Annotated in this window: 16 protein-coding genes; 7 read left to right on the plus strand and 9 right to left on the minus strand. The window is 59.1% G+C overall.

Going from position 1 to position 15,744, the window contains the following annotated elements:
- Nucleotides 1-9 precede the first annotated feature (9 nt).
- Nucleotides 10-333, minus strand: coding sequence for an ArsR/SmtB family transcription factor (locus QOV41_RS03685; RefSeq protein WP_284579608.1), 324 nt, complete (start codon nucleotides 331-333; stop codon nucleotides 10-12).
- A gap of 49 nt (nucleotides 334-382) precedes the next feature.
- On the opposite strand from QOV41_RS03685, the gene QOV41_RS03690 reads away from it, so the two are divergent.
- On the plus strand, nucleotides 383-841 hold the full coding sequence (locus tag QOV41_RS03690) for an SRPBCC family protein (RefSeq protein WP_284579609.1): 459 nt from the start codon (nucleotides 383-385) through the stop codon (nucleotides 839-841).
- Complete coding sequence (locus tag QOV41_RS03695; RefSeq protein WP_284579610.1) at nucleotides 838-1,314, plus strand: SRPBCC family protein; 477 nt, start codon at nucleotides 838-840, stop codon at nucleotides 1,312-1,314. The genes QOV41_RS03690 and QOV41_RS03695 overlap by 4 nt, the downstream gene beginning before the upstream one ends.
- A 603-nt stretch (nucleotides 1,315-1,917) precedes the next feature.
- On the opposite strand, the gene QOV41_RS03700 is transcribed toward QOV41_RS03695, so the two are convergent.
- Nucleotides 1,918-2,583 carry a hypothetical protein gene (locus QOV41_RS03700; RefSeq protein WP_284579611.1) on the minus strand — a complete coding sequence of 222 codons (666 nt, stop codon included), beginning with the start codon at nucleotides 2,581-2,583 and terminating at the stop codon, nucleotides 1,918-1,920.
- 746 nt (nucleotides 2,584-3,329) lie between these two features.
- Between QOV41_RS03700 and QOV41_RS03705 the strand changes: the two genes are divergently transcribed.
- On the plus strand, nucleotides 3,330-4,316 hold the full coding sequence (locus QOV41_RS03705) for a hypothetical protein (protein ID WP_284579612.1): 987 nt from the start codon (nucleotides 3,330-3,332) through the stop codon (nucleotides 4,314-4,316).
- Nucleotides 4,317-4,596: 280 nt separating this feature from the next.
- Here QOV41_RS03705 and QOV41_RS03710 read toward each other — a convergent pair whose 3' ends face one another.
- The 5 genes from QOV41_RS03710 to QOV41_RS03730 form a co-directional block, all read right to left on the minus strand.
- On the minus strand, nucleotides 4,597-4,830 hold the full coding sequence (locus QOV41_RS03710; protein ID WP_284579613.1) for a hypothetical protein: 234 nt from the start codon (nucleotides 4,828-4,830) through the stop codon (nucleotides 4,597-4,599).
- 263 nt (nucleotides 4,831-5,093) lie between these two features.
- Nucleotides 5,094-6,317: a GGDEF domain-containing protein gene (locus QOV41_RS03715; protein ID WP_284579614.1), complete on the minus strand. Its 1,224-nt coding sequence runs from the start codon at nucleotides 6,315-6,317 to the stop codon at nucleotides 5,094-5,096.
- A gap of 135 nt (nucleotides 6,318-6,452) precedes the next feature.
- Nucleotides 6,453-8,810, minus strand: coding sequence for a sensor domain-containing protein (locus QOV41_RS03720; RefSeq protein ID WP_284579615.1), 2,358 nt, complete (start codon nucleotides 8,808-8,810; stop codon nucleotides 6,453-6,455).
- Nucleotides 8,811-9,088: 278 nt separating this feature from the next.
- On the minus strand, nucleotides 9,089-11,104 hold the full coding sequence (locus tag QOV41_RS03725) for a HAMP domain-containing methyl-accepting chemotaxis protein (protein WP_284579616.1): 2,016 nt from the start codon (nucleotides 11,102-11,104) through the stop codon (nucleotides 9,089-9,091).
- Between the two features lie 298 nt (nucleotides 11,105-11,402).
- Nucleotides 11,403-11,615, minus strand: a complete 213-nt coding sequence (locus QOV41_RS03730; RefSeq protein WP_284579617.1) for a hypothetical protein — start codon at nucleotides 11,613-11,615, stop codon at nucleotides 11,403-11,405.
- A 727-nt stretch (nucleotides 11,616-12,342) separates the two neighbouring features.
- On the opposite strand from QOV41_RS03730, the gene QOV41_RS03735 reads away from it, so the two are divergent.
- Nucleotides 12,343-12,555, plus strand: a complete 213-nt coding sequence (locus tag QOV41_RS03735; RefSeq protein WP_284579618.1) for a cold-shock protein — start codon at nucleotides 12,343-12,345, stop codon at nucleotides 12,553-12,555.
- 77 nt (nucleotides 12,556-12,632) lie between these two features.
- Nucleotides 12,633-12,827 (plus strand): DUF6894 family protein, encoded by a 195-nt coding sequence (locus QOV41_RS03740; RefSeq protein WP_284579619.1) that lies wholly within the window; start codon nucleotides 12,633-12,635, stop codon nucleotides 12,825-12,827.
- 32 nt (nucleotides 12,828-12,859) lie between these two features.
- Here the strand turns inward: QOV41_RS03740 and QOV41_RS03745 are convergent, their stop codons facing one another.
- Nucleotides 12,860-13,288 carry a response regulator gene (locus tag QOV41_RS03745; protein WP_284579621.1) on the minus strand — a complete coding sequence of 143 codons (429 nt, stop codon included), beginning with the start codon at nucleotides 13,286-13,288 and terminating at the stop codon, nucleotides 12,860-12,862.
- A 236-nt stretch (nucleotides 13,289-13,524) separates the two neighbouring features.
- On the opposite strand from QOV41_RS03745, the gene QOV41_RS03750 reads away from it, so the two are divergent.
- Complete coding sequence (locus QOV41_RS03750; protein WP_284579623.1) at nucleotides 13,525-13,971, plus strand: response regulator; 447 nt, start codon at nucleotides 13,525-13,527, stop codon at nucleotides 13,969-13,971.
- A 224-nt stretch (nucleotides 13,972-14,195) separates the two neighbouring features.
- Entirely contained in the window at nucleotides 14,196-14,561 is a 366-nt protein-coding gene (locus tag QOV41_RS03755) for a hypothetical protein (RefSeq protein WP_284579624.1), read from the plus strand.
- A 591-nt stretch (nucleotides 14,562-15,152) separates the two neighbouring features.
- Here QOV41_RS03755 and QOV41_RS03760 read toward each other — a convergent pair.
- Nucleotides 15,153-15,539, minus strand: a complete 387-nt coding sequence (locus QOV41_RS03760) for a response regulator (RefSeq protein WP_284579625.1) — start codon at nucleotides 15,537-15,539, stop codon at nucleotides 15,153-15,155.
- Nucleotides 15,540-15,744: the final 205 nt, after the last annotated feature.

Genomic DNA, 15,744 nt, shown 5'->3' on the forward strand with positions numbered 1-15,744 from the left:
TATCCATGGTCAGGCTTCGACCTGCTGCCTAAGGCGGCTCAGCATGCTGACGGCATAGGCAGCATAGGGGCCGATCCAGCGCTCATGAATGGCATGGATCGGCAGGGCGTCGAGATGGTTCCAGCGCTCGCGGCCACGCCGCTCCGCCACCACCAGGCCCACCTCCTCGAGCACGCCGAGATGCTGCATGACGGTGCAGCGGTCCAGCTCTGGCATCTGCGCGCAGAGCGTGCCGGTCGTCAGCGGCTCCACTTTCAACAGGTCGATAATCCGGCGCCTCACCCGGTGGCTGAGCGCCCTGAAGATCAGGTCGTTTTCGTCTTCGGTTGACATGTTATATTTCTATAACATATGCTTCTGCCCGTCAAGCAGGAGGTGGGCAGTGGCGTACGAATTCAGGGTCAGCGGGCGCATCGCCAAGCCAGTCCGCGACGTATTCGAGGCTGTGGTCGAGCCAAAGCAACTTTCAGGGTATTTCACGACCGGAGGCGCCCAGGGCCGGCTCGAAACCGGGGCGACGGTAACCTGGGACTTCCATGATTTTCCCGGAGCCTTTCCCGTCCAAGTGATCGAGGTGGAGCAGGACAAGAAGATCGTTCTGCGCTGGGGCGCCGCGGACGGACCCGACGACGGGAGGCAATACGAAACCACGGTGACCATGACCTTTGAGGCGCTCGATGACGGCCGCACCCTGGTCGCTATCGCCGAAGAAGGTTTTCGCGACGGACCGGCGGGGCAAAAGGCAGCCTTTGGCAATTGCGAGGGCTGGACCGGGATGCTGTGCGCGCTAAAGGTCTTTGTGGAGCACGGCATCAACCTGCGGGCAGGGTTCTACAAGTGACTGGGCGCGTCGTAGCCATTGCGCAGCATGACTTCGGGAGACTGAGCGCCGATGAGGTATATCAGGCCTGGACCGATCCGGCCCTGCTGACGCGGTGGATGGCCGAGCACCTCAAAGAGCAGGATCCGGCAGCCGCGCTCGCGCGTATCGAGGTGAGTGCCGCCGTCGGCGGACGATTCTTCTTCGCCGATACTCGGGAAGGATCGGCAGCGTGGGGTTACTATAAGGCGCTCGAGCGTCCCAAGCATATTGTCTTCAGCTGGTTCGTCTCGCCCGAGGAAGAGCAGGAAGACAATTCGGACGTCACTATCGAAATCACTCCGGCCGGGGCGGGATGCGCCGTCACCATCACGCACGAAATGAGCGACGAGTGGGCCGATTACGTAGACCGCACGGCAGCAGCCTGGCGCTCCATGCTGCAGGCGATGGACGGTAGTGCTGCCGGATCGTTGTCGAGTGGAGTCACCCCTTAATGCTCTGTGGCCGGCGACGCGGAGATTGCTTCCCAGGGTCCGGGTGGTTATCGGCGAGTTTGTCCGGCGGACTCAGGCTGGGGAGTTGTAGCGGAGTAGAGGCGTGTTGCGGGTGGGTTTAGGACCGTCTCCCCCTGGCCCTTGAATGGCTGAAGATACACTGCTCCCGTCCGGTGGCTCTGCCACAAAGGAGACTGCCAAAGGCAACCGGCAAGAAATCACCGCTCACAGAGACAGCCGAAGCTTGGAGAGCTGATTGGCGATTTGCTCCAAAATTTCATCCAACGGCGTTGGGGTTATTCGGCATGAACCTGTAACCTAGACCGTTCGAGCTCTTAAGTACGTCCTCGGTCGACATGCTCGGGACCGAGAGCCCGATGATGTAGATCGTGGTACCGAGGTCCTTCGCCTTCGCGCAGGTGGCCAGTAGGCGTTGGTCCATTAGTTCCCGGAAGCCAGTCGTGCTGTCGCCTGGTTGGCTCACAACCTTTCAGAGACTTGCAAGCTTGGCTCTCAGCTGGTCGCGACCTCTCCTGTTCCAGGGTCGCGCCGGACAAACAAAACGGCCCCCGATGGGGGCCGTCATCGACGCTTATAGGTCGACTATGCAGACGCATCGACTACGAGTGTGATGTCACCTTCGGCTGACGTGGTGACAGCAACAACCTGGTCGACGGTGTACCCGGCCTCGTCGAGTTCTGCGGCAAGAGTTGAATTGGCTTCGATAGCGGCCTGGATCTCTGTAGTCGTGGTGGCCTGTACGCTCACGGCCTGATCGAGTGCACTGGCGTTCTCAGCCGCATTTCCGCGAAGTTCCGACAAGGTTACGATGGTGACCTCGGCATCAGCCTCGATGGACTCAATGTCTGCAGCGGTGACCGAAGAGGTGCGCAGCTCGGAGATGATCTGACCGTAATTGATCATGTCCGACGATGCCTCGGCCGCGGCATTTCCACCCGCATTGCTGTTCGTCGCCGCGTTCAGGGCGCCATTGCCGTTGCCGCCTGCGTTGCTGCTGGCGCTAGCATTTGACGAGCCACCGGCGTTCCCGCCTGCATTGCTGTTGGCGTCGCTATTGCCACCCGAATTGCTGTTTGCACTCGCGTTTGCGCTGCCTCCAACTCCTGCATCGACGCTGGTGCTCCCGGCGTCAACGGAGACGCTGCCTGCGGCATCCAGTGCAGCACCAGAGTTGCCTTGCGCCAGAGTTGCGGTAGAGGCAGAAGCCAGAAGTGCCGTTGCGGCGAAAAGCTTGGTGAAGGTCTTCATAGTGGTCTCCTCGGAGAGATGATCTGCCCCCCGGCAGAGCCACATAACGGCGCCTCTACAAGCTGGTTGCTGCCCCAGTTGGGGTGTTTTCATGGCAGAATCTGGCGTCCCTGCCGACCCCACCGGCAACGGGGAGACGGAGCAGTCTGGCTGATCACAAACTGCTCGGAAGGAGCTTGCCCCGCTATGTCTCTCGGGACCGAGACCCACTTAAATACTGTTCCTGTTGCCGAGTTCTGCAGCGCCACCTGTTCCCAAAGACGCACCGCGTTTTACCGTTTGCGGCGTTACTGCGAACGCTCTGAATAGGACCGTTAATCAAGAAAGACGGCATTGTCCCTGTGCCTAGTTGGTTAGCCCAGTGCAAAGCGCATCAGATCGCATGATCGTTGGAAACGCTATAATAACAACCACCGTGGCATTAACTGCCTCGGCAATCAGGAGAAGCTGCTGGGGAGGGTGAACTGGCACTACCGAACATACTCGGACTGCTGAGGCGGGAAGAGACCGCGCTCCAGCCAGCGCCGCGCGTTGCAGGAGCCAGTCGGACCGGTGGCCAGATCCACGAAGCCGCCCCGCTGATCGATCGATTCACTGCGGCTCTGGAGATCCGACCAAAAGGACGCGCCGGCAGTTTCGTACTTGTACCTCGCGAAACCGAGTTCGAAGAGTGGCGCCAGATTGTTCCGATCCTCTCGATTACACTTGAGCACGAGATATCCAGGAAGCTACGCCCTGGCGACGTCATGGAGAAGGCGGCAGAAGGACAGTACGTCGTTCTATTCAGCAGCAGCGAACCCTCCACAACACAAACCCAGTCAGATCAGATCTTCAGGGCCTTCAAGGCCGCGGCGACAAGGCACCATTCCGACACTCCGGTAGGGTTGACGGGTTTTGTTGCGGACTACGATGTGGAAGAACTCAAGGAGCAGGATGCTCCAGCTGAAGCCCTCATTGGCCATCTCGTTCGCGTGGAGCAAGAGGTCCAGCGCGCTGCTGAGGAGGAGAGAACAGCCAAGCTGAACGCTAGAAGGGTGCTTTATTCGCCTGTCGTACACAGTCGAAAGAACATCGTGGTATTCAGTCGTTGCACTCTGGACGGTGATGCACCTCAGGAACAATTCGCCGGCCTTGGCGGCATGCAGAACCAAGGGACTTGCGCGGTATCCCGATCCGAATTCGATGCTTTGCTGCTAAAAAAGGCGATCGCTTGTTCAGGGGGGCAGCTCCGAACCGGAGGCGCACCTCTTGCACTCGTCCCCGTCAACCTCTCGACGCTACTAAGCGGTGCCTCAGGCGATCACTATCTTTCCCTGCTGTCGGCTATGCCAGAACAGTACCGGAAGCTGTTGATGATCGAGATATCCGGTCTACCGATAGGGTGGACAGCACCGGAGCTATCGAGAGCGGTTGTTCTAATCTCTCGGTATACTAAGAGAGTTGTGGTGCAGCTCCCCTTAGACACTCGACATCTAGCTGCTGTGGGGGAGATTGGCTCCTGGGCGATCTCCGTCGATCTATCAGGGTGCCGAAGCACCGATGCCCGTCTCCCTAGCCTGCTCGGCCAGTTTACAAGCGCCGCCTTCTCCTGCGCCATGAACTCGATAGCCTATGGCGTCGATTCCACGGGACTGGCGGCACTGGCGAGAAGCACCGGGTTCTTGTTTATCAGCGGTTCTGCTGCTCCCACTGCCGACGCCGCCCAGAGCGCGATCGGCAGAAAAGGACGATAGGGGTACTTGCAGGGACCATGAGCTGTTTCGCACCGTCAGTCCGCCATCGGTTTCTGGGGCAGCCACGTACAGACATTCGCATCGAGGGGTAGTTTTGCCTATGGCAAACCAAACCGGCAAGGACGGCAACAAGGCATTCGCCGTTGCGGCCGGTGCCGTCTAGGTAAAGTGCAAGCGCGGATTGAAGGGACGGCTCACCACGTTTGCCCACGCTAGCCTTATAAGCTGCACGCTCGTTGCCCGTATTAGCGATCATAAGTGAGGCTCCGGCGATCAAGCCCTACTCAGCGAGACCGGGTGGTAATGTCCCTGATCTGAACAGCAGCTTTGGCTCATCATAGGTGTCAGCTTCGACGTCGATGTCTGCTGAGTAAGCCCAAACGCCCAAACGTGAGGGGGCGATGCGCTCGGCTGCTGCAATTGCCTTTTCTGCGGTCTTATGCTGTTGCGGCTGATCGGGCTCTAGTTTCCTGCCCTTTTGTCGGAAGCCCTGCACGAAATAGAAAGTTGCCACGGCGGGTCTCCTGTCTCGCCCGCGCATAACACGCACCCTGGCTCAATCCAACCATCGGAGCAACCAACATGACCATACCAACCCGCGTGGCGCTTCCTGCAGTCGGTTCATGGAGCCTCGTATGAAAAGAAAAAGGCGCCCAAGAGACCGATGAGGAAAGCGCGGCCCGTACTCGACTGGACGATGGTGCAAGGCCCGCACCGCAGCGGCGATCTCCGTGGGGCCGTAGGGGTTCGCGGGCTACAAGGCTCGCGTGCCAAATGCTAGGCCACGTTATTTAGATCACTACCGAAGCTCGAATGGGCCTCGGCAACCCTGTTACGCCCACTTTTCTTGGCGGCATACAGTGCCAGATCAGCGGCACGCATTAGCCCTTCTGGCGATTGCGCCGCGGTCACTCCTGAGACTGCCACACCAATGCTCAGGGTGACCCATGGACCAACAGAAGACCTTGGGTTTTGCAAGCGCTCCGCCTCAACTTTGGACCTGATTGCCTCCGACAGCTCCAGTGCCTTTCTGGAATTGTCTCCGGTCAGGATCACGAGGAACTCTTCGCCACCATAGCGGGCCACGTAATGTGAGTTTGCTGGCATTGACTCTCGTATGATCCGCGCAACCTCCGCCAGACACCTATCGCCGACTGCGTGCCCGCGTTCGTCATTCAGCGCTTTAAAGCAGTCGATGTCACACATCAGCATGGCAATGCCGCCACTCAGTGCATCTGGGAATCGTAGCGTGTCCAACATTCTCTCAAGATCGCGTCTATTGGGCAGTTTGGTAAGCGCGTCGGTCCTCGAGAGAATGTCCAGCCGCTCGTTGGCGCGAGCAAGTTCGTCAACACGATGGGCATCTCGCAACTCCAGAAGAAAGGTACGATGTGCCAGGATGGTCATCGTCCGCCGGGCGACGACGGTCGCGGCTACCCCGCTTGCGAAGAACAAGAAGGCTGACACAGCGCTGGACGTGCTCACTTCCGGATTGCCCAGCTGAAACGCCAGGTAAAGTCCGAGAGCGACGGCGGCAATCGCCTGGGTGGTAATGGCAGGGACATTGAAAATGATGATGCCGGCCACGGACACGAACAGCATGATGCTAAGGTAGCGCTCGTAGAATTCTGCTCCCGCTGCCGCCCCCATCAGGCAAACTGACAGCAATATGGCTGTCATCCCCAACACTAAGCTGCCATTTAAGAACAGGTCTGAGCGCTGGCGGCGCCAGACCCAATAGACGAATAAGGCTGCAGGAGGGATAATGAGCGAGGGGAAAAGCATGGGGTATGCTGCCCCAGCAGGGAGCAGCAAGATGTTCGTTCCCATGGCCAGCGCGTCGAGCAGGATGACCCACAACATCCAGGATCGAATAATTTTGGCAGTCTGCTTGAAGGAGCGGTCCCGAAAGCGTTTGGCCAGCGGACCGGCAAGCCGAATATCTCGGGTTCTTCCCGAAAGTAGCCGCTCAACCTCGTCGTTCGATGTTTCTTCAGCCATGTTCACGCCTGTCGTGTGGCCTGGCATCAGAGAACTCAGGCTCAACTATTTTGTGGCGCGGCGGAATTAATCCTGCGTGAATTGCAGAGGGACAATCCCCCGGTTCTCGCAAGTGGCTGAAGCCGACCAGAGCCATCAATCGATGCGGAACTGGTCGTGTGGGACTGGTCTGCCAAACAGATAGCCTTGCCCCTGCCGGCAGCCTTCTTCTTTCAGCCAATCGGCTTGGCTCTGCAGCTCAATTCCTTCGGCAGTGACAGCGAGTCCGAGGCTGCTGGCCAGTCCTAGGACAGCTCTTATGATTGCCTCTGAGTGTCCACCGCGTCCAATCTCAGCCACGAAGGAGCGGTCGATCTTTATCTTGTCGAAGTGAAAGTCGCGAAGATAGCTCAGCGAGGAATAACCCGTGCCGAAATCGTCGAGGGCGATGCCCACGCCCAGCCCCTTGAGCCTGGTAAGCAGGTCAAGATTGTGGTCGGTATTCTGCAGTAACACGGACTCCGTGATCTCGAGTTGTAGTCGGCGGGGGGGCAGGCGGGCAGCCGCTATTGCATCCGAGACATCATCGCACAGGCCTTCCGCCCGGAACTGAACAGGCGAGAGGTTCACGGCCACAAAAGTGTTTTCTGGCCATGCCAAGGCATCCCGGCAGGCTTGATGGAGAACCCACCGCCCAATTGGTACAATCTGTCCGGTCTCTTCGGCCAGGGGGATGAAGTCGGCGGGGGAGATCATCCCTCGCGTGGGGTGCATCCAGCGAAGGAGCGCCTCACATCCTGCGAAGTGTCCGGATGCTAGGTCTACCAGGGGCTGATAGTGTAGCTGAAGTTGGTTGTTCTCCAGTGCCTTCGACAGGTCTTCCTTCAAGGACTGACGATGTTGAAGGTGTTCAAGCATGGCTTGCTCGAAGAACCGCCAGACGCCTCGCCCGTCCGCCTTGCCTCGGTAAAGGGCAATGTCAGCTCTCTTCATGAGCTCCGTGGGATCAAGATCCCTGTCGCTCAAAGCGATGCCGATGCTGGCCCCGATCTCAACTTGGCTTCCCTCGACGCTGATGGGCGATTTTATCGTTGAGAGGATCGTGTCCGCCAGAGCGGTCGCCGTCTCGAAACTGCTCGATCTCTGGAGAAATGCGAATTCGTCGCCTCCAATCCGAGCCAGGTGGCATTCCGCTGAACACAGAGGCGAGAGTCGACCCGCGACTTGGCGGAGCACTTCATCCCCAACAGCATGCCCTCGGGTGTCGTTGATCTCCTTGAAGCCATCGAGATCCAGAAGCAGGATGGAGACACCTTGTTCGTTCGTCTCTGCGACAGCTGAGGCTAGCTCGAGCCAAAGTTTTTCCCGATTGGGTAAGCCGGTAAGTGTGTCGTGATGTGCTAGATGGGTCAGCGCGTCGTGGGCCCGCTTCTCCTCGGTGATATCTCTAAAGAAGATTGAGAGACCATCGAGGGTAGGGTAGGCCTGCGACCTAATCCACCTCGACAGCACGGGGATATATCCTTCGGCGTTGCGCGGCTGCCGTTCCGCCATTGCTTGTTGATAGGCCGTGTGAAACTCACTACCCACTTGTTCCGGGTAGAGGCGCCAAAGATCGGCGCCAGGCTTGAGTTCATCCTTGTTGCCGGTCAGCTCCCATGCGTGCTTGTTGACGTATTCGACGCGCCAGTTTTGATCGACCACGATGACACCATCGGTCGTGCTTTCAAGTACTGCGTTCACCAGGGAATTGGCCGATCTCTGAGCCATCTCGGCCGCGCGGAGGGAAGTGATATCCAAGGCCGATCCGATATAGCCCTCGAAATCACCACCAACGGAATATACCGGTTGAGCGACATCCAACATCGACTTCCAACAGCCGCTCTTGGTCAAAAGCCGGTATTCGGCTGAGAATGCTTCTCTGTTTCGGAAAGCCTTGCTGAAGACATCATGCAGTCTTTGCCGATCCTCTTCATGGATGGGCTGCAGCCAGCCTAGCCCTAAGGCTTCAGCATTCGGCTGACCTGTCAGGTCGGTCCATAGCCTGTTGATGAAGGTGGTCTGTCCTTGAGTATCACTCACCCAAATCACAGCGGGCGAGGATTCCGCCAGATTTCTAAGTCGCTGTTCACTCTTGCGGAGTGCATCCTCGGCGAGCTTGCGGTCGTGAATGTCCTCGGTGGAGCCATACCACCCGATTACACTGCCATCTTGTGCCTTCCTTGCTGTCGCACGACCTCGAAACCATCGATAAGTGCCGTCCACCAACCGGACACGTTTCTCGTGATCAACACGAACCCCGTACTTGAGCGCATCTGACCAATTCTTCCTGACCGCCTCCAGGTCGTCCGGGTGTAGGACGCGCATCCATCCTGAGCCAAGGCATTCTTGTAGCGTCAGCCCCACCAGCTGACGCCACCGTGAGGAAATCTCAAGGAGTGATCCGTTCCCGTCCGCAATGAAGGGGAACTGTGGGTTGAGTTCGAACGAATAGCGATAATGCTCCTCGGCCACTTCGCCGGAAGACTCCTGGGCAGCTGCCTGTGCTCGTCTTCCGAACCCATTCTGGCGCCTTGACGAAGTACCGTTCGAGTCCATTGATGACATTCCGTTGACTCAAGAAACCCGTAATTGAACGGACCCGAGCACTAAAGGATTGTAAGAGACCGTTAGGCCCTGACGCACGCCGTACTCGCCCCGGCGGGGGTTTTGACGCCCTGCGTTTCGGAGCAGACTAGGGAAGCAGACGTTACCCATTGGCGCGTGGAGGCCGCAACCGGCGGTCTCCGGTTTTAGAACTCGCTCCAGTCATCCTGTTTCAGCGCGGCGTTGCCACGGGCCAGATAGGCCCTTGCAGCACCTTTGACTTTCTCCTGCAGCGCTTTGATGCCGGTGGGTGCAGAGGCGCGGACGCTCGGCGCTGGGGCTGTGGCTGGCGCGGCTGCTTCATGCACGCGGAACACCGCAACTGCCGCATCCAGTTCACCCGCCTGTGCTTCGGTCTGTTCAATGGCAGCATTGGTCTGTTCCACCAGCGCGGCGTTGTGCTGGGTCATTTCATCCATCTGCCGCACGGCCGTCGTGACTTCGGCAATCGCCGAGGTCTGTTCCGAGCTCGCACTGGCGACGGCCATCATCAGCTCATTGTTTTCCTGGACGGCCGTGAGAATGGCGCCGAGCTTGTCGGCGGCCAGAGCCACCAGCTTGGAGCCGCCCGTTACCTCATGGGCGCTTTCCTCGATCAGCTTCTTGACGTCTGCCGACGCCTGGGCCGCCGACTGCGCCAGGCGGCGGACCTCGATCGCAACGACAGCGAAGCCCTTGCCAGCTTCGCCGGCGCGTGCTGCCTCGACCGAGGCGTTGAGGGCCAGCAGATTGGTCTGGAAGGCGATATCGTCGATCAGCCCAATAATGTTAGAGATCTTGGCCGAGGAGGTGGTGATCCGCTCCATGGCCTGGTTGGCCTCGCCCATGACCTTGCCACCCTCATCGGCGAGCTTGGCGGCTGCCCGGGTGCGGCCCGCCGCCTGGTCGATCCGCTGGCCGTTCTCGGTGACGGTACCGGCAAGCTGCTCCATGGCGGCCGAGGTTTCTTCGATGGCCGCCGCCTGCCTGGTTGTGCGCTCCGCCAGATCATTGGCACCTGAAAGGATTTCGCCGGTGGCGACCTTGAGCGAGCGCGAGGTGCCGCGCAGCTTCAGCACCAGCTCGGTGAGTTTGTCGCTGACGGCATTGGTGTCGTCCCTGAGGCTGGCAAAGGCGCCCTGGTACTGCCCTTCCATCTTCTGGGTGAGGTCGGTACGCGCCAGGGCGGAAAGGACCTGCCCGGCTTCGGCCAGAGCCGCATTGGTGGTCTCCAGCATGGTGTTGAGGTTGCCGGCGACCCGGTCGAGATCGTCGTCGTTGAAGCGCTCATTGATCCGGCTGCCGAAATCACCCTGCACGGCCGCATCGATGACGCCGTCAAAGGCTGCCTGGAAGCGCTGCATGGTCTCGGCACGCTCGGCTGCGGCGGCGTCTCGCTGCGCCTTCTCGGCATCCGAGAGCTGCATGGCCCGGCCATTTTCCTGGAAGACTTCAAGCGCCTGGGCCATGCGGCCCAGCTCGTGCTGCTTGTCAGCCCCGGTGATCCCGACCTCGTAGTTGCCCTGCGCGAGTTCACCCATGAGCTCCGTCATGCCGCTGATGGAGCGGGAGAGCCAGCGACCGGTGGCGATGGCTAGCCCGATACCGACCAGGGCGCCCAGCACTGCGATGACGGTGACCAGGAGCTCAGTGGCGTGGACCTGTGAGACCGCCTGTGGGCCCAGTGTATTCTGCATCTCCTTTGCATGGTTGAACATGGTCTGCAGGTTCTGCGCCATACTGGCGGCCTGCTGACGGAGCTGTTCGAAGGCGGGAGTGTCCGTCCCGACACCGCTCTGGACCATGCCTTCAAAGGTCTGCCGGTAAGCTGTCGCCGTCTCGACAAGCTTGGCGAGCTCATCAAGGGCTAGCTCATCGCCCTCGAACATGGCGTAGCCATCCGCATCGATGGTGCCGACGTCCTCGATCTTGGCGACGATCTCCTCGGGCGTGAATGAACCTGGCGCTCTGAAATATTCGTCCACCGCAAGGCGCATATCGATCAGGTCATTGGTGTAGTCGCTGAGCTCCAGCGTCTCGCGCGCCGCCTGCCGGTAGTCGCTGAAAATTCCGGCGAGGCTGGACACTCCATAGAAACCCATAACGCCAATGCCGGCGAGAATGACGATGAGAGCACCAAACGCAGCGAAAATGCGGGCGGCGATGGAGAGGCGGGAGAACATGGCAAACCTTCTGGTCACGTAGCGTCACTGCCGCGGAGCGGGTGCGACAGTTTCGTGACAAGGATAAATTCCGCGTGTTAATTTAACGTGCTGACAGCCAGCTTACAGGGGGTGGCTTGGACGCCGCCTTAACCGAGCGTTCAGCAAAGTACTGCAACATGTATTGGCACGATTGGTATTGCGTACGTGCTGCTTGAGAGCACCGAACGCCTGCCCTCCTGATTTCGGGGGGCGGGCGTTTCGCTTTAGTTCACGTTTGCTAGTTTGTGCGACGTCTCTGCTGCCTTGTAAGAGCCCGTCACTTGCCCGGAAACTGCAGAACCTTGGCGCTCGGCCGAATTTTGAAGGCGACCTCGTATCCGGTCTCGATCGCCTCTTCGATGCGCACCTGGATATCTGAAAGGTTGCTGCCGCGCTGCAATCCCAGGACCAGATGCTGGAGTTCATCGCAGACGGAGAGAATATCCTTCTGCTCCGAGCTCTCAACTAATCTGATTGGGCTCGCTTGCATCACGCACTCCTAAAGGCACCGGCAACGCTATGCCGTGCTGCGGTCGATCTTGCAGCAGCTGTCCCACTCTAGGGTTAAGGGGAGCTAAGTGGGTGACGTCCCTTTTCGTGTAGAGGGGCACCATCTCCCCTCCGTCTATTCGGAGGGGAGAAAGCGGCAAAGGGAATGACATTGGTGGGAGCCGCCAATTCGGAAAGCTCTAGGCTATGCAGCGTCTCAACCAACAGTGACATGATCTCGAGCAGCTCGGGCTCGAGTCCCTCTGTTCTCATCAGAACAGCGTGTGCTCGTTGGACGTGATCCTTGGCGAGCGTGATCGGGCTTGGCATCGTTGATCTCTCCTTGGAGCTCCTCGTAGCGCGCCAAACGTCTCGCGGCACCTCCGGTTCTTGCTCTTCCCCGTCAACGACCGAGTAAGCTTTACCGCGGCTCAAGAAAATCGGGCGTATTTTACGGAAAGCTGGGACAGCGAACCGGAAGCTGCTGCATTCTCTTTCGCTCTTCCCTGGTGATCTTTCATGCGCAATGCCTCCTGCTGCCTCTTTGCCTTGAGCATATCGCCCTTGCAGATACTCCGCTGTTGGCTATTCTGCTTCCATACGTTTGCAGCCTAAGTCGGCTGCCACAGCCGGGAACCCCGGCTCCTGGGCTCCACTCCGTGCGAACGTCACTCCACCTGCATGTCGCAGAGGGAAAACTGCTCGCTCGAGAGCACAGAGGATCATCCATGGCTACAAAGGGTATCGTAAAGTTCTTCAACACCACCAAAGGGTTCGGCTTCATCTCCCCTGAGGGTGGTGGTAAGGACGCGTTTGTTCACATCTCCGCTGTTCAGCGTTCCGGGCTAGAAAGCCTTTATGAGAACGACAAGATCGAATACGAGCTGGAAAAAGGCCGCGACGGGAAGGAGTCAGCGACCAATCTAAAGCTGCTTGACTGACCTAGAGGGGCACTGTGGTGCCCCCATCTGACTGCAGGGGAATTGGGATCGCCTCGGCTCTCCCGGGAGCTGATAGGATGTTTGTGATCGAAGGTGGCCAAAAGCTGGTCGATGACTCGGAGCACGAGGCAGCCCGCAGCCTCGGCGAGATGTGCCGGGACCGCCTGACCTTAGGCCGAGATATGCAGGACCTCAGCATTGCGGTTCGGGATGAGACCGGACATCAGGTGCTCGTCGCTTCCCTACAGTACAGTCTCTTTGGGGATCCGTGACGCGGGCCCATTGCCGCGCCGCCTCATGAAGCTCAATGCCCGGGAGACCTGTCGTTCCCGCCAGCACTCCGGCCGGCATGTTGCCATTGCGCCTGCACAAGCAGCTCCAGGCACTCGACGGCTCTGTCGACCTCAAAGGGCTTCGACAGCATGATGCTGTCGGTGACGCCGAAACGGTGCCAGTCCAGTGCGCCCTCACCGCTGGCATAGACCACGGGGATTCCTGCGCGTAGCTCGCGGGCGTGCCGGGCTACTTCCCAGCCGTTAGCACTGCCAGGCATCCTGATGTCGGTGATCAGACCGATGAACCGGTATGGCTCCGTTTCGAGGAGCTTGATGGCCGCATCTCCCGTTGAGGCGAGCACGACCGCATAGCCTGCATCTTGCAGGCCTTCCTCAAGGGTCATGGCGAGCAAGTACTCGTCCTCGACCACCAAGACTGTGGGGTCTCTGCTTTCCATACCATTATGCCCAGAAGCTGAACTCGTAACAATCGGGAAGATGTCCGGTTCAGTTCCATCACGGTTCTGGAATTGTAATCTAGTCCTTGGTGCAGGTCACCGGGGAATGACACGCACCCTGCCGGGCGTTTCCTTTTGTCACAAAATTACCATTCGTCATCTACCGTGATGAGGCGTAGGGTTGTCGGATCAGCGGGCATGCGCTGCCCGCCTTTCAAGTGCACCCTGAACACCGGATGTCCCTGATTGGAACGAGAACGCTCCATCCTGGAGCCGTTTGCGCCGAGGGAACTGCCATGGGCTGCCTGTCCAATGTGAAATCCGCCCTTGTCGTCGAGGATGATTTCCTTATCGCTTCCGATATTGAGTTGATGCTTTCCGAGATCGGCGTTCGTGCAGCAACCACTGCAGCGAGCTGTGCCGAGGCCTTCCAGGTCCTTGAGCGTGGCGGCGTCGATTTCGCAACCGTGGACATTCGTTTGGCAGATGGCCGATGCGACTCGCTGGTGCAGGTGCTGGAAGAGAAGGGCATCCGCTTCGTCTATGTCACGGCCAGCGAGCGCTCCGAATGTCCATGGGTGAATGCCCCGTGGGTGAAGAAACCAATCTGCCATGAGGCGTTGCGGGCAGCGGTTTTCAGCACTTTTCGACAAGACGGCATACCCGGAGGGGAAGAGGCCTAGAGCAAATTCACCAGCGGCTTCTTGGTGTCCGTCCCCTCGTATAGCCGTGGTTCACAGGCCGAGTGGCGCGGTGCATTTAACTCTGGAAGAATGAGTACTGCGGTCCTTTGGCGAAGACGGAACCGAAACCAGAGTCCGAGGATTAGCGGCGCGACTGACCTCCACACAGTCTCCCTTCGGCCCCGGTCTCCGTTCGGGGCCGTTTCAGTTTAGAGGACATTGAGATGCGTCGATCCTTAGCCTTGGCCATGTCGCTGACGTTGGCATTTACCGCTTCCGTCTCCGCCCACCACAAACCAGGCCATCACATGCCTCCGGGACAGGCGAACAAGAAGGGAGCACCGGGGCAGGGGACAAAGATCCATGCACCAGGACAGATGGAGAAGGTCTATGACCCGGAACTGGTGATCCCCACCGAGGTGGAATTTGTTTGCCTGGTCACGACCGACATTCCGGGGGACCCATATTCGCGCGTATCTTTCACCGAATGGCTCCCTCGAGACGAAGCAGAGGCCAAGGCCGACGAGGGTAAGAGCTTCGTCATCTATCACCCGGACCTGAACACCGAAGAGGGCTGTGTGGGATTCTGACTGGGAACGGGTGGCGGTGAGGCGGCGGTAGCCGCCTCGCTCGACGGCGTTTGGACGCAGATCCCCAGCCCGGCTCATACCTTAGCGCTTTGACCCCGATCACCAAAGAGAGTGCTCGCATCTTGCCAGCGTCCAGAACGATAGCGTGCGAGCAGGATTAACGGCGCGACTGCCCCCCTTTGCAGTCTTACCGCCTCGACGCGCGCCCCGGTCGGGTCTCCTTTCTTCAAGGACCTGTTCACCTAACCTGGAGTCGATGCGAACCTCCCGAACAGCACCCGGTTTGCGTTCATCTGATCATCGACGGATCCGCAACAATGCATCTGAAAAGCCCTGCCGAGGAACTCCTGCACTTCAAGCGAGCTCTCGTGGAATGGCGTTGGCTGTCCGGGCTCTCAGATCGCCCCGAGGAAGTTGTCTGGCTCCTCAACATAGAGGCCCGGAAGCTCGGGACCATGCGACCGAATGCGTGATGCTCATGGACGACTTCAGGCTGCTCGCTCAAGAGTTGCGGGACCAGACCGAGAAGGCAGGCAGCGGATGGTGAGAGCCACAAAGCTATTGTCCGGGTCTCCCTCCGTTTACGTCTGACTACTTGTCCGTCGGCGGAATGGTGTTCAACAGCTGGGAAACGGCGGTGACCGCCTGATCAACGGCGAAGGGTTTCTGCAGCATGACGCTGTTGGGCACGCCGTGCGCGGACCATTCGACTGCCTTGTCACCGCTCATGTAAACAACGGGGATTGTCGGCACTAACTCCCGCGCGCGGTGAGCGACGTCCCATCCTGTCAGCTTGCCCGGCATCCGGATATCCGTGACTAGGGCATGGAAGCGGTGCGGATCGGCCTCCAGAACGGCAATCGCCTTGACGCCATCGTGGGCGACCTGGACCTTGTATCCGCCTTCCTTGAGGGCTTCCTCGAGGACCAGCGTCAGCATGGCCTCGTCTTCAACTAGCAGAACGAGGATCTCGGGCATGGAACGACACGGGCGGCCAAGTGGCCGATGGGCTGCTGTACGCCTAAGGCAAGGCTAACACAAGTATCCTTCCTCGATGGAAGAAAAGATAGGCTACCCGGCAGCCATCCAAAGGAGGTATCCTGCAACGGCTGCTTTCGGCGAGCCGTTGGTTGACCATGAAGGACGGAAGGGGGTCGAGTGGGGACGGTCAGGCGTAGCTCCA

The sequence above is a fragment of the Devosia sp. RR2S18 genome, assembly GCF_030177755.1.
Classification (GTDB): Bacteria; Pseudomonadota; Alphaproteobacteria; order Rhizobiales; family Devosiaceae; genus Devosia; species Devosia rhizosphaerae.

Coding starts and splice junctions, on each gene's coding strand:
- QOV41_RS03685 (WP_284579608.1), bottom strand. CDS start 333: ATGTCAACCGAAGACGAAAACGACCTGATCTTCAGGGCGCTCAGCCAC.
- QOV41_RS03700 (WP_284579611.1), bottom strand. CDS start 2,583: ATGAAGACCTTCACCAAGCTTTTCGCCGCAACGGCACTTCTGGCTTCT.
- QOV41_RS03705 (WP_284579612.1), top strand. CDS start 3,330: ATGGAGAAGGCGGCAGAAGGACAGTACGTCGTTCTATTCAGCAGCAGC.
- QOV41_RS03715 (WP_284579614.1), bottom strand. CDS start 6,317: ATGGCTGAAGAAACATCGAACGACGAGGTTGAGCGGCTACTTTCGGGA.
- QOV41_RS03725 (WP_284579616.1), bottom strand. CDS start 11,104: ATGTTCTCCCGCCTCTCCATCGCCGCCCGCATTTTCGCTGCGTTTGGT.
- QOV41_RS03730 (WP_284579617.1), bottom strand. CDS start 11,615: ATGCAAGCGAGCCCAATCAGATTAGTTGAGAGCTCGGAGCAGAAGGAT.
- QOV41_RS03735 (WP_284579618.1), top strand. CDS start 12,343: ATGGCTACAAAGGGTATCGTAAAGTTCTTCAACACCACCAAAGGGTTC.
- QOV41_RS03740 (WP_284579619.1), top strand. CDS start 12,633: ATGTTTGTGATCGAAGGTGGCCAAAAGCTGGTCGATGACTCGGAGCAC.
- QOV41_RS03745 (WP_284579621.1), bottom strand. CDS start 13,288: ATGGAAAGCAGAGACCCCACAGTCTTGGTGGTCGAGGACGAGTACTTG.
- QOV41_RS03750 (WP_284579623.1), top strand. CDS start 13,525: ATGTCCCTGATTGGAACGAGAACGCTCCATCCTGGAGCCGTTTGCGCC.
- QOV41_RS03755 (WP_284579624.1), top strand. CDS start 14,196: ATGCGTCGATCCTTAGCCTTGGCCATGTCGCTGACGTTGGCATTTACC.
- QOV41_RS03760 (WP_284579625.1), bottom strand. CDS start 15,539: ATGCCCGAGATCCTCGTTCTGCTAGTTGAAGACGAGGCCATGCTGACG.